This is a genomic window from Enterobacter sp. WCHEn045836, assembly GCF_003965585.1.
Lineage (GTDB): Bacteria > Pseudomonadota > Gammaproteobacteria > Enterobacterales > Enterobacteriaceae > Enterobacter > Enterobacter dissolvens.
In genome coordinates, this window is the sequence record NZ_RXPT01000009.1 from 172,711 (window position 1) to 185,098 (window position 12,388).

Below are 12,388 nucleotides of genomic sequence, written 5' to 3' on the forward strand. Positions count from 1 at the left end.
AATCAATGCCGATTTACAATAAGTCGTTTTGCGTAGCCGTACTCGCGCTGTGTTCTTTTCATGCCCGGGCTGAGCAATGCTCACCCGAAAGCGTAAACAAAAATAAAACCAATAATTTCATCCTACTGCAACAGCAAATTAATGGAGCAATACCTAAAACGATTGAGACCAGGATTGAGAGTCCGGACGGTTACATCCGTACAACAATAAATGCGAGTTACAACCGCTGTGGCGAACTTCTTGGCGGCAGCATGCTGGAGGTAAAAACAGCAACCTATCCTCAATCTGTTCTTGTGATTACCAGTGCGATAAAACTCAGTAAAGCGGATTACGGCTGGCGCATCCTTGTCGATGGCAAAGGCATCGGAACGGACAAGCGCAACCAAAAATCGACACTGTTATTCCGTCATAATGTTGAAGGTATGTATTTGCTAAACAAAAAAGGGATTATCAGTAAAGCAGTTAACCGCGGCATCATTACTGCCACAACGCCGGGGGAGAAAGATCGAACCAGCATGGGCACCATTCTGTATACCCTCAATACAACAGGGGCTCTTACCCGTTCAGAAAACAAAAGTAACCTGGCGATTGAGAATTACCGCACGGAGTACGAGTACGACACGCATCATCGCCTGACAAAAAGGTACACACCTAACGTCGTGGATGAGTATGTTTACGATGATGCAGGTCGCCAGCTGACCTGGACGAACACCGAGACCTATTACACTATCGAAAAAACGGTGAATACCTGTAAGGAATGGGACACTAACGGGGAATGTATCCAGGCGGATATCGACATCACTATCTCCTCACCAGATAACGACAAAGGCAAGGCTTTCGAGTACAAACATAAAGCAGCCATGACAGCGACTTATGAATACTGGAACTGAATTATTTAAGATTTAGAAGGGTTTTTCGCCAAAAGTTTGATCTACTCATTGATGGTGAGAATACCGAGGACACAAATGCGAAAATCGCAAAATCCGACCTTTGCTAAAATAAGGGAATAATATTCAGGGTCTGACCAGGTTTACGGACCCCTCTTTTTTTGCGCAATGTAAGGGTGTTGTCCTATGCAAACTATTGACGGTAATGGTGCAGTCGCGTCAGTCGCGTTTCGCACCAGCGAAGTTATCGCCATCTACCCGATTACGCCGAGCTCTACGATGGCCGAACAGGCAGATGCCTGGGCAGGAAACGGGTTAAAAAATGTCTGGGGCGATGTCCCGAGAGTCGTCGAAATGCAGTCCGAAGCGGGTGCGATTGCCGCGGTGCATGGTGCGCTGCAGACGGGAGCGCTCTCCACGTCGTTCACCTCCTCGCAGGGATTGCTGCTGATGATCCCGACGCTGTACAAACTGGCCGGTCAACTTACGCCGTTTGTCCTGCACGTTGCGGCACGTACCGTTGCTACCCACGCGCTCTCCATTTTTGGCGATCACTCCGACGTGATGGCCGTGCGTCAGACCGGCTGCGCCATGCTGTGCGCCAGCAGCGTTCAGGAGGCCCAGGATTTCGCGTTAATTTCCCATATCGCGACGCTGAAAAGCCGCGTGCCGTTTATTCACTTCTTCGACGGTTTCCGCACCTCTCACGAAATCAACAAAATCGTGCCGCTGGCAGACGACACCCTTCTCTCGCTTCTGCCGCAGGCGGACATCGATGCCCATCGTGCCCGCGCACTCAACCCGGAACATCCGGTGATCCGCGGGACATCGGCAAACCCGGATACTTACTTCCAGTCCCGCGAAGCGACGAACCCGTGGTACAACGCAGTGTACGACCATGTCGAACAGGCGATGAACGATTTCGCCGCCGCTACCGGGCGTGAATATAAACCATTTGAATACTACGGCCATCCACAGGCGGAACGCGTGATTGTGCTGATGGGTTCAGCCATTGGCACCTGTGAAGAAGTCGTGGATGAACTGCTGACGCGCGGCGAGAAAGTTGGGGTGTTGAAAGTTCGCCTCTACCGCCCGTTCTCTGCGCAACATCTGCTCTCTGCGCTGCCGGAGAGCGCACGTAGCGTAGCCGTACTCGATCGTACCAAAGAGCCAGGCGCACACGCAGAACCGCTGTATCTGGACGTCATGACCGCGCTGGCGGAAGCCTTCAATAACGGCGAACGCGAAACGCTGCCGCGTGTTATTGGCGGACGTTATGGTTTGTCGTCCAAAGAGTTCGGTCCGGATTGCGTGCTGGCAGTGTTCAATGAGCTGAGTGAAACCAAACCGAAGCCTCGCTTTACGGTCGGTATTTATGATGATGTCACCAATCTCTCACTGGCCTTGCCGGAAAACACCCTGCCCTCCGGCGCGAAACTCGAAGCGCTGTTCTACGGTCTGGGCAGTGACGGCAGCGTTTCGGCAACCAAGAACAACATCAAAATCATCGGGAACTCCACACCGTTGTATGCGCAGGGCTACTTCGTCTATGACTCCAAGAAAGCCGGCGGACTGACCGTGTCCCATCTGCGCGTCAGCGAACACCCTATCCGCTCCGCGTATCTTATTTCACAGGCTGATTTTGTCGGCTGTCACCAGCTGCAGTTTATCGATAAATACCAGATGGCCGAACGTCTCAAACCCGGCGGTATTTTCCTGCTCAACACACCGTACAGTGCGGATGAGGTCTGGGCGCGCCTGCCGCAGGAAGTGCAGGCGGTGCTTAATCAGAAAAAAGCGCGGCTATTTGTCATCAACGCAGCGAAAATCGCCCGCGAATGCGGACTTGCCGCGCGCATTAACACCGTCATGCAGATGGCGTTCTTCCACCTGACTAATATTCTGCCGGGCGACAGCGCCTTCATGGAACTGCAGGGTGCGATCGCCAAAAGCTACAGCAGCAAAGGTCAGGAGTTGGTTGAACGCAACTGGCAGGCACTGGCGCTGGCGCGCGAGTCTCTGTTTGAAGTGCCACTCCAGCCGGTGAATGCCAGCAGCCCGAACCGTCCTCCGGTGGTTTCGGATGCGGCTCCAGATTTTGTTAAAACCGTAACGGCGGCCATGCTGGCAGGGCTGGGCGATGCCCTTCCCGTCTCCGCCCTGCCGCCGGATGGCACCTGGCCGATGGGCACCACCCGCTGGGAAAAACGCAATATCGCCGAAGAGATCCCCATCTGGAAGGAAGAGCTGTGTACCCAGTGCAATCACTGTGTTGCAGCCTGCCCACACTCAGCCATCCGTGCCAAAGTTGTATCCCCTGACGCCATGGAATCGGCCCCGGCCAGCCTGCACTCGCTGGATGTGAAATCCCGCGATATGCGCGGACAGAAATACGTTCTGCAGGTCGCACCGGAAGATTGCACCGGCTGTAATCTCTGCGTCGAGGTCTGCCCGGCTAAAGACCGGCAGAATCCGGATATCAAAGCCATCAATATGATGTCGCGCCTGGAACACGTGGAAGAAGAGAAAGTGAATTATGACTTCTTCCTGAACCTGCCGGAAATCGACCGTAGCAAGCTGGAACGTATTGATATCCGTACTTCACAGCTCATCACCCCGCTGTTCGAATACTCCGGCGCCTGCTCCGGCTGCGGTGAAACACCGTACATTAAACTGCTGACGCAGCTGTACGGTGACCGGATGCTGATCGCCAACGCGACCGGCTGTTCGTCTATCTATGGCGGTAACCTGCCGTCCACACCTTATACCACCGATGCCAACGGCCGCGGTCCGGCATGGGCAAACTCGCTGTTTGAGGATAACGCCGAATTTGGTCTTGGCTTCCGCTTAACGGTGGATCAGCACCGCGCGCGCGTGATGCGCCTGCTGGACCAGTTTGCCGATAATATCCCTGCCGAACTGAACACTGCGCTGCACGCTGAAGCCACGCCAGAGGTGCGTCGCGAGCAGGTTACGGCGCTTCGCAACGCCCTTCAGGGCGTTGACGGTGCAGAGCAACTGGTGACTGACGCTGATGCGCTGGTTGAGAAATCAATCTGGCTGATTGGCGGCGATGGCTGGGCATACGACATTGGCTTTGGCGGGCTGGATCATGTGTTGAGCCTGACCGAGAACGTGAACATCCTGGTGCTGGATACCCAGTGTTATTCCAATACCGGCGGACAGGCGTCAAAAGCCACGCCGCTCGGGGCCGTAACGAAATTTGGTGAACACGGCAAACGCAAGGCGCGTAAAGACCTCGGTGTCAGCATGATGATGTATGGCCACGTGTACGTTGCGCAAATCTCACTCGGCGCGCAACTTAACCAGACGGTGAAAGCGATTCAGGAGGCGGAAGCTTATCCGGGGCCATCGCTTATCATCGCCTACAGCCCTTGCGAAGAGCATGGTTACGATCTGGCGCTCAGCCACGACCAGATGCGACAGTTGACCGCGACGGGCTTCTGGCCGCTGTATCGCTTTGACCCGCGCCGGGCAGAGGAAGGTAAACTGCCGCTGGCGCTCGATTCACGGCCACCGTCAGATGCCCTGGCTGAGACACTGCTGCAGGAGCAGCGCTTCCGTCGCCTCAATGCGCAACAGCCAGAGGTGGCTGAGCAACTGTGGAAGGATGCGGCCGCCGATCTGCAAAAACGGTATGACTTCCTGGCGCAAATGGCCGGGAAAGCGGAAAAAACCGCCAGCGAATAATTCCCTTGCCCGGCTTGTCCGGGCATTTTTTTGCCATAAAAAAAGCCCGGCATTTTAACACCGGGCCAGTCCAGATAATCCCTTTAAATGAATAAATGACATTCACGAGAATTATGGATAATAATCTTAAAGGCATATAACGACGCAGACATTACCTGATTTACAGCGTGATTAATAATTTTAATTTATTATATTTTTCGTTAAAGCATTCACCAGACAAATTAACATTTCCACGGAACGATCTCTTTTAGATTTTACTCACTTAGTAACAATTATGATTTATTACTCTTTCCGTGGAGTGATCTAGCATGTGACAACTTTCCGCAACGGAAAGTTCAACAGGTAATTAAATAAAAACAACCGCAAAGGAATATCATAATGCAAAGAAAAGTACTGGCCCTGATGATTCCGGCTCTGTTAATGGCTGGCGCTGCGCATGCAGCAGAGATTTATAATAAGGATGGCAATAAATTAGATCTGTACGGAAAAGTAGATGGTTTGCACTACTTCTCTGATGACACGTCTAAAGACGGCGATCAAACCTATATGCGTCTCGGTTTCAAGGGCCAAACCCAGATCAACGATATGATGACCGGCTACGCACAGTGGGAATACAACATTCAGGCAAATAACACCGAAGGTTCTGATAACCAGTCCTGGACACGTCTGGCCTTTGCCGGTGTAAAAGTGGGTGACTACGGTTCCTTTGACTACGGCCGTAACTATGGTGTCCTGTACGACGTGGAAGGATGGACTGATATGCTGCCGGAGTTCGGTGGCGACTCTTACACCTATGCCGATAACTTTATGACCGGCCGTGCCAATGGCGTAGCAACCTACCGCAACACCGATTTCTATGGTCTGGTGCCGGGTCTGAACTTTGCTCTGCAGTATCAGGGTAATAACGAAGATGCCAGCAATAACCAGGAAGGGACCAATAATGGTCGTGACACGCGTCATGAGAACGGTGACGGCTTCGGTATTTCTACCACCTATGATTTCGGTATGGGAATTTCAGCGGGGGCGGCCTATACCTCTTCTGACCGTACCAACGATCAGGTGAGAAATACCACAGCGGGCGGGGATAAAGCGGATGCCTGGACCGCGGGTCTGAAATATGACGCCAACAATATCTATCTGGCGGCCATGTATTCTGAAACCCGCAATATGACCCCTTACGGCGACAATGAAAGCGCCGTGGCGAATAAAACCCAGAACTTTGAAGTTACCGCACAATACCAGTTCGATTTTGGTCTGCGTCCGGCAATTTCCTACCTGCAGTCGAAAGGTAAAGACCTGGGTAACGGTCAGGGCGATCAGGATCTGGTTAAATATGCTGACGTTGGCGCCACCTATTACTTCAACAAAAATATGTCCACCTATGTGGATTATAAAATCAACCTGCTGGATGAAGATGACAGCTTCTACAAAAACAACGGTATTGGTACCGATGATGTCGTCGCATTAGGCCTGGTTTACCAGTTCTGATGGTCTGAGCCCGTAGCATCATGCGGGCTCACTTTTTTTGATGTTAGTCGCACAACAGCACGCTATCGCGAGATTGTTGAGCATAAGTTGAAAGAATGCGGGTTAGACTGCGCAGATATCCCTCTCCTCATTAAGGATAACTGTGTTGTTTGGTCGTGTATCCCTTGCCCTACTGGCGCTTTTAGCATGTTTGTGGATGGCGTTAATTTTCGATTTCCGCGATATTGTTGGGCATCTCGGCACGTTGTTAAATCACCTCGACAGGCATTAAGAGTGAGCTTCTGAAACAAAAAGCCACCAGCAGTGCCGGTGGCCATAGTACCCTTCGTGAACATTATTTTTTCACGGGCTGAGGCTTTTTATCCCCAGATTCAGGCGCCTCACGCGGGTCGTCTTTTTCAACACTAAGCATAATGTCTCCTCTTTACGATACCCACTTCCCACTATAGCCAGCGTTATCACAAAGTGGCCAGGCGGCTAGGACGCTTCCGTTGACGTGCGTTTGCGAAAAGAGAGATAGCCAAAGACGCCGCTGTCACCATCTGCAGGATGATTGACCCCATCCATCACAGTCACCTCGGGAAAATCGAACGGGGAGACATTTTCAAAACAGGCAACATTCACGCCATATTCATTGGGATTGGAACGCCGCTGATGGAAGGTATAAATCCCGCAGACCGAACAGAAGAAATGCCGGGCCGTACCGGTGTTAAAGCGGTACTCCGTAAGCTTATCCTCGCCTTTGGTGACGGTAATACCGGTTAACGGCGCAGAGACCACAACCGCCCCTCTCATCCGACAAAAAGAACAGCTGCAGCGCCGGGCGGTATTTAACCCATCGGTCAACGTAACGGTGAATGCCACTGCGCCACAATGGCACCGTGCATGACGAATATCAGCCATCTTTTAAACCCCTTTTTTCACCAGCTCAGCGGCCTTGACGAACACCTCATCCTCCACGCCGTCACCCTTTTGCCTGCCGAGCCTCAGCAGTTCATCGACAATACTGTTGCGATCGATCGGTTTCTGCGCTGAAACCAGCCCAATAACGGCGGCACCAATCGCCAGCCCAACTAACCCGGTTTGTTCATCTTTGTTCTTCATGTTCATGCTCCTGATACCACAAACAAGCGTAGCAGGATTTTAAAAACGCGGTGTCAGACCGTATTTCGGCGATTTGATATTTGCGGCCCAAATCTTGATATCGTTTTGCAGCAGAAGGGTGAAATCTGAATTCAGATGCGTCACCAGGGCATTAACGCTGTTTGCATCGACCACTGAAAAATGTTCAATTCTGTTCGACCCAACCTGAACACAGTAATATCTGGCGGGCAACACTTTACCATTCACATTAAGCGGCAGCGTATTTTCTCCGCATTGCCCTTCTGTGATATAGGAAACCACCAGATTAGCGGATTTTTTCCCGGGCTGAGATACGCTCACCATTACCGGAAAACCTTCCGACGTCTGCGTCATGTCATAAAGAACGGCATTTTTTATATACCAGGTATTATATTCCCGTTCCTGAAACGTCGACCAGCCAGGCGCTGAATAAAACATCAGCGCTGCCAGCGTAATGAATTTGATTTTCATGAGATGCTGTCGTCCTTGTTGTTGCACGTATTATTCAGAACGGACAAAAAACAGCAACCCACCAGGATTTGGCCTACTACTATTGGCAGTGATGATGCTCACTAGCGAACAATAAAACCAAAATGATACAGCGCTACCGTGGCTACGATGCTCACGACGACAGTCAGTAAAAACCAGGTTTTGAACGGCTGCTTTTGCGTTTTATGGCGAAAGATCTGTTGGCCCATAATGGCGCCAGGCCATCCGCCCACAATGCCGAAGACCAGTAAGGTCACTTCCGGTATCCTGCGCATTCCTTTTCGTGCTGCCATTTTATCGGCGCCGTAAATAACCATTGTCAGCACGTTGATGAGCAGGAACCATATGGCTACGGGCCAGGCGGACAACAGACTGCAGAACGCAGCACAGATCAGTATAAAAAAACAAAATTGATTCAATGTCATAGCGCCTGCCTCAGGATCATAAACGTATTTCGAGAAGGCATTATACGTTATCTTTCGCATGAATCAGGTGTAGATTGTTTTTACTATGTACAATTAGAAATAGCCACACTGTATATACGTGCTCCAGTTAAAAGTCTGACAATCTGCAGCATTTTCAACCTTGCGCACGTGAAACACTTCTCCTGCTGTATCTTTAATACATACTTCTTTCATTGACGTAAAAAGATGAAGATACAAGACACAACCTGCCAGGAAGCACCCAACTAAAAGACATGCTTTTAAAATAGCGATCACCGTTTCCCTCCTGCTTTGTTCGGGGAAACAGCTTAATAGTATGAAGATGAATAAACGCTCAACACAGCGCAATTAAAGTGGCCATTCGTGCAGGCCACGCTAAAATTCCATGTCAGCATCACATGGGCAGGAATTAATAACGCCTGGTCGTGGTGACCGGTGCTCTGTCTGTCCAGTCGGGACGTTCACCAGCCATGATCGCCCGTTGCTGAGACGGTGTTACAGATTGCGTTATATCAGGCATTGGCTTATATACCGGTTTTTCCGGCTGAGTGATAACCACATCAGAACTACACCCTGAGCACAATAAAATCATAAAACCAAAAGAACTTAACTTAAACACTTTCAACCCTTCCTGTGGGATATCATCTTAAGGGAACCGTTCGCCAGTGATTGTCTAATCCGGGCCGCCAGCACGTCAGTAAAGTCGCATGCGAGCTTCAAATTCCCATACGCTGAAACGCAAGATAATAAGCAGCGATACACGTTAAATCAATACTGATGCGAATGAAGAGCAACGTGAAATAGCCATAAAGTATTACATCTATAAAACAGACGGGTTTCAAATAGAAGCACAAGATTAAACGCCACATATACGGTTACGCTGTGGCCGTTTATTGCCTCTTTTTTGCATAGAATGGAAATCCCCTTTCGTTGACGAAGCGTTGCAATTCACTGTTGTTAAATAATGTTGTATTAAAACAATTGTAACTATAAAGTTAATTAGAGGTTAATATTAAGGGTGGTATTTTTGCATTTTTGGCATTAGGTGTCGCGTTAGCAATAACAGGGTGCTCAAGTGATTATGTCATATCGACCAAAGATGGACATATGATGACCACACATGGAAAACCAGAGCGAGATAAAGACACCGGTTTAATTTCATACAAAGATGCAGATGGCAGCATTCATCAGATTCATCAATCGGATGTGAAAGAGATTGTAGAGAAGTAACCGCCTGATCTGTCCTTCCGTTTTACTGGCTCCGCCATTGTACTGAGCGGAGCTTGCCTGCCTTTACCCGCCTTATGTTATCTGTTTTAACGACCACGTCTCGCTGATGGCGAACAGAAAGCCGATTACGCTTTACCGCAAGTTGGCACAAGATCCTTCATCGCTGTAAAACGTGCTGGTATTCGCCGCCGGAATCCGTACCATACGCGACATACTTTTGCCCGCTGGCATTGACTGCCGGCGTTAACCCATCTTTCATAGCCAGACAGTTGCGGCATAGAATGCGTGGAAAATGAATGGCGAACAGGTGCTGATGCTTAATGATTAGCCGGCACGCTGAAAACTTTTGCCCCTGCTGGCTCCGAAGGTAGCAATAAATGCAAGACAATCAATCAAATACAAAGAAAGAACAATACAACCTGAACAAGCTGCAGAAGCGGCTGCGCCGTAATGTGGGCGAAGCCATTGCAGACTTCAATATGATTGAAGAAGGCGACCGGATCATGGTTTGCCTGTCAGGGGGGAAAGACAGCTATACCATGCTGGAGATCCTGCGTAATCTTCAGCAGAGCGCGCCGGTGAAATTCTCCCTGGTAGCCGTAAACCTTGACCAGAAACAGCCGGGTTTCCCTGAGCATATTCTGCCGGAATATCTCGATAAACTGGGCGTTGAGTACAAAATCGTCGAAGAAAATACCTACGGTATCGTAAAAGAGAAGATCCCGGAGGGCAAAACCACCTGCTCTCTCTGCTCTCGTCTGCGCCGTGGCATTCTGTACCGTACTGCGACAGAGCTGGGTGCGACAAAAATTGCGCTCGGTCATCACCGCGACGATATCCTGCAAACGCTGTTCCTGAACATGTTCTACGGCGGGAAGATGAAAGGCATGCCGCCTAAGCTGATGAGCGATGACGGCAAACATATTGTCATCCGCCCTCTCGCCTATTGCCGCGAGAAGGACATTGAACGCTTCTCCCAGGCGAAAGCTTTCCCGATTATCCCATGCAACCTGTGTGGCTCTCAGCCAAACCTGCAGCGCCAGGTCATTGGTGACATGCTGCGTGACTGGGATAAACGTTATCCAGGACGCATCGAAACCATGTTCAGCGCCATGCAGAACGTGGTGCCTTCACACCTTGCGGATGTTGAGCTGTTCGACTTCAAAGGCATCAACCATGATTCAGAGGTGGTGAATGGCGGCGATCTGGCGTTTGATCGGGAAGAGATCCCCATGCAGCCTGCGGGCTGGCAGCCGGAAGAGGATGATAATCAGTTTGACGAGCTGCGCCTGAACGTACTTGAAGTGAAATAATCCTGTCGCGTCTCAGAGTCCGTCTGAGACGCGTTTTTTCTGCCGCTTATTTCAGCAATCTGACCCGGCAGGTTTTGCCTTTAATTTTACCGTTTTGCAGCTGCTTCCAGGCCTTATGCGCAACCGCCTGGCGGATTGCCACATAGACATGTGCCGGATGAACGGTAATCTTGCCGATATCGGCGCCATCCAGCCCCATGTCCCCTGTCAGCGCGCCTAGCACGTCACCCGGGCGCATCTTGGCTTTTTTGCCGCCATCAATACACAGCGTCGCCATTTCGGCTTCGAGTGGCACAACGCGAACGTTCCCCGGGGTGTTCACCCAGTTAAGCTTTATCTGCAGCATTTCAGACAAGATATTGGCGCGCTGCGCCTCTTCCGGCGCGCAGAAGCTAATGGCAAGCCCGCTGTTTCCCGCGCGTGCAGTACGCCCAATGCGGTGAACGTGTACTTCTGGATCCCAGGCCAGCTCGTAGTTAACAACCAGCTCCAGCGATTTAATGTCCAGCCCACGTGCGGCGACATCGGTCGCGACCAGTACACGGGCGCTGCCGTTGGCGAAGCGAACCAGCGTCTGGTCACGATCGCGCTGTTCCAGATCGCCATGCAATGACAGCGCGCTTTGCCCGGCGGCATTCAGGGCATCACACACTGCCTGGCAATCTTTTTTGGTGTTACAAAACACCACGCAGGAGGCGGGCTGGTGCTGGCTCAGCAATTTCTGCAGAAGCGGGATTTTGCCCTGCTGCGAGGTTTCAAAGAACTGCTGCTCGATGGCAGGCAGCGCATCCACGCTGTCGATTTCAATCGTGAGCGGATTTTTTTGTACACGACCGCTGATCGCAGCGATGGCCTCAGGCCAGGTCGCAGAAAATAACAATGTCTGACGATCTTCCGGTGCGAAGCGGATCACCTCGTCGATCGCGTCGCTGAAGCCCATATCCAGCATACGGTCCGCTTCATCCATCACCAGCGTTTGCAGGGCATCCAGTGAAACGGTGCCTTTTTGCAGATGATCCAGCAGACGGCCTGGTGTCGCGACAATAATATGCGGCGCATGCTGGAGCGAATCACGCTGCGCCCCGAACGGCTGTCCGCCGCAGAGGGTTAAGATCTTGGTATTGGGCAGGAAGCGCGCCAGACGACGCAACTCACCCGCGACCTGGTCGGCCAGTTCGCGGGTCGGGCACAGAACCAGAGACTGGGTCTGAAACAGGGTGGCATCAATATGCTGTAACAGCCCAAGACCGAACGCTGCCGTTTTCCCACTGCCGGTTTTTGCCTGTACGCGAACATCGCGCCCCTCAAGAATGGCGGGTAATGCGGCCGCCTGAACAGGCGTCATCGTGAGGTATCCCAACTCGTTGAGGTTATCGAGTTGGGCGGCAGGCAGAACATTCAGGGTAGAAAAAGCGGTCACAATAGTCTCTCGTGGTCATCTTTGCAGTCAGATGGCGCGTATCCTCGCAGATCTCGGGGTTCGATGCGACAATTTAATCGGTTCTTCATCGGGCGGCGGGTCGGGCATAGGCTGCGGACGAGGAATGGGATCGGGCATCGGCGTTGGGTCGGTCGGGACCGGATCGGACTGCCGTGAATGCAGCAGTTGCAGCGCGAGTAGATGGTTCATCTTTCCCTCCAGTTTTTTGGATTGACCCTTTTAGGGTAGACCCTGAGAAACGGGAGGCAAAAAAAAGCCGACTAT

Annotated in this window: 12 protein-coding genes and 1 pseudogene; 6 read left to right on the forward strand and 7 right to left on the reverse strand. The window is 51.4% G+C overall.

Annotated features, from left to right (window positions below; translation table 11 throughout):
• Positions 1-5: 5 nt before the first annotated feature.
• From EKN38_RS13920 to ompC, 3 genes are all read left to right on the forward strand, one after another.
• A complete protein-coding gene (locus EKN38_RS13920) occupies positions 6-890 on the forward strand; it encodes a hypothetical protein (protein WP_014832090.1) in 885 nt (294 codons plus the stop codon).
• 183 nt (positions 891-1,073) lie between these two features.
• Positions 1,074-4,598, forward strand: coding sequence for a pyruvate:ferredoxin (flavodoxin) oxidoreductase (nifJ, locus tag EKN38_RS13925; protein ID WP_014832091.1), 3,525 nt, complete (start codon positions 1,074-1,076; stop codon positions 4,596-4,598).
• A 378-nt stretch (positions 4,599-4,976) separates the two neighbouring features.
• The gene (gene ompC / locus EKN38_RS13930) at positions 4,977-6,086 is read left to right on the forward strand and encodes a porin OmpC (RefSeq protein WP_014832092.1); all 1,110 of its coding nucleotides are present in this window, start codon (positions 4,977-4,979) and stop codon (positions 6,084-6,086) included.
• A gap of 334 nt (positions 6,087-6,420) precedes the next feature.
• Here ompC and EKN38_RS26010 read toward each other — a convergent pair whose 3' ends face one another.
• From EKN38_RS26010 to EKN38_RS13950, 5 genes are all read right to left on the reverse strand, one after another.
• Positions 6,421-6,498 carry a hypothetical protein gene (locus tag EKN38_RS26010; RefSeq protein ID WP_223232805.1) on the reverse strand — a complete coding sequence of 26 codons (78 nt, stop codon included), beginning with the start codon at positions 6,496-6,498 and terminating at the stop codon, positions 6,421-6,423.
• A 65-nt stretch (positions 6,499-6,563) separates the two neighbouring features.
• Positions 6,564-6,989 (reverse strand): GFA family protein, encoded by a 426-nt coding sequence (locus EKN38_RS13935; RefSeq protein ID WP_043951636.1) that lies wholly within the window; start codon positions 6,987-6,989, stop codon positions 6,564-6,566.
• Positions 6,990-6,992: 3 nt separating this feature from the next.
• Entirely contained in the window at positions 6,993-7,190 is a 198-nt protein-coding gene (locus EKN38_RS13940; protein ID WP_014832094.1) for a hypothetical protein, read from the reverse strand.
• Between the two features lie 39 nt (positions 7,191-7,229).
• Positions 7,230-7,679 carry a hypothetical protein gene (locus EKN38_RS13945; protein ID WP_014832095.1) on the reverse strand — a complete coding sequence of 150 codons (450 nt, stop codon included), beginning with the start codon at positions 7,677-7,679 and terminating at the stop codon, positions 7,230-7,232.
• Between the two features lie 101 nt (positions 7,680-7,780).
• On the reverse strand, positions 7,781-8,122 hold the full coding sequence (locus EKN38_RS13950) for a DUF1294 domain-containing protein (RefSeq protein ID WP_014832096.1): 342 nt from the start codon (positions 8,120-8,122) through the stop codon (positions 7,781-7,783).
• Between the two features lie 1,029 nt (positions 8,123-9,151).
• On the opposite strand from EKN38_RS13950, the gene EKN38_RS13955 reads away from it, so the two are divergent.
• The 3 genes and pseudogenes from EKN38_RS13955 (at position 9,152) to ttcA (ending at position 10,683) form a co-directional block, all read left to right on the forward strand.
• Positions 9,152-9,370, forward strand: coding sequence for a YgdI/YgdR family lipoprotein (locus EKN38_RS13955; protein ID WP_032618552.1), 219 nt, complete (start codon positions 9,152-9,154; stop codon positions 9,368-9,370).
• Between the two features lie 93 nt (positions 9,371-9,463).
• Positions 9,464-9,698, forward strand: a pseudogene (locus tag EKN38_RS26015) (site-specific integrase); the annotation flags it as partial.
• A 49-nt stretch (positions 9,699-9,747) separates the two neighbouring features.
• The gene (gene ttcA / locus EKN38_RS13960) at positions 9,748-10,683 is read left to right on the forward strand and encodes a tRNA 2-thiocytidine(32) synthetase TtcA (RefSeq protein ID WP_013096454.1); all 936 of its coding nucleotides are present in this window, start codon (positions 9,748-9,750) and stop codon (positions 10,681-10,683) included.
• A gap of 46 nt (positions 10,684-10,729) precedes the next feature.
• Here the strand turns inward: ttcA and dbpA are convergent, their stop codons facing one another.
• Together dbpA and EKN38_RS26235 are read right to left on the reverse strand one after the other, a co-directional pair.
• Positions 10,730-12,103: an ATP-dependent RNA helicase DbpA gene (gene dbpA, locus EKN38_RS13965; protein ID WP_014832098.1), complete on the reverse strand. Its 1,374-nt coding sequence runs from the start codon at positions 12,101-12,103 to the stop codon at positions 10,730-10,732.
• Between the two features lie 27 nt (positions 12,104-12,130).
• Positions 12,131-12,295: a hypothetical protein gene (locus EKN38_RS26235; RefSeq protein ID WP_312024034.1), complete on the reverse strand. Its 165-nt coding sequence runs from the start codon at positions 12,293-12,295 to the stop codon at positions 12,131-12,133.
• Between the last annotated feature and the right edge of the window lie 93 nt (positions 12,296-12,388).